The organism is Tritonibacter sp. SIMBA_163 (assembly GCF_046535935.1).
Taxonomy (GTDB): Bacteria; Pseudomonadota; Alphaproteobacteria; order Rhodobacterales; family Rhodobacteraceae; genus Epibacterium; species Epibacterium scottomollicae.
This window is the reverse complement of record NZ_JAWJBP010001056.1, coordinates 1-245: the sequence shown is the minus strand read 5'-3', so window position 1 is coordinate 245 and position 245 is coordinate 1. Positions and strand designations below refer to the sequence as shown.

1 protein-coding gene is annotated in these 245 nt (G+C 61.6%); it reads left to right on the top strand.

Annotated features, from left to right (window positions below; all coding sequences use genetic code 11):
- A partial coding sequence (locus tag R0J92_RS25570; RefSeq protein ID WP_411053752.1) for a hypothetical protein occupies positions 1 to 245 on the top strand: 245 nt, incomplete at both ends.

Here is a 245-nt window from a genome sequence, read left to right as displayed (position 1 = left end):
GGAGGAACTCGCTGACTTGCAGCAGCGCTCGGCAGCGATGACGGCGCAGTGCCAGGCGGCACGGGACAAATTGGCCTCCGCTCGGGACATCAAAGAGCGGTTGGACAAGGCGCGTGCTGAACTTGACATCGCCACGCGTGAGGGCAACCTCGCCAAGGCGGGTGAGCTGTCGTATGGCGTCATCCCTGGTTTGGAAAAGCAGCTGACAGAGGCCGAACAGACCGAACAAAAGGGGCTTATGGTCG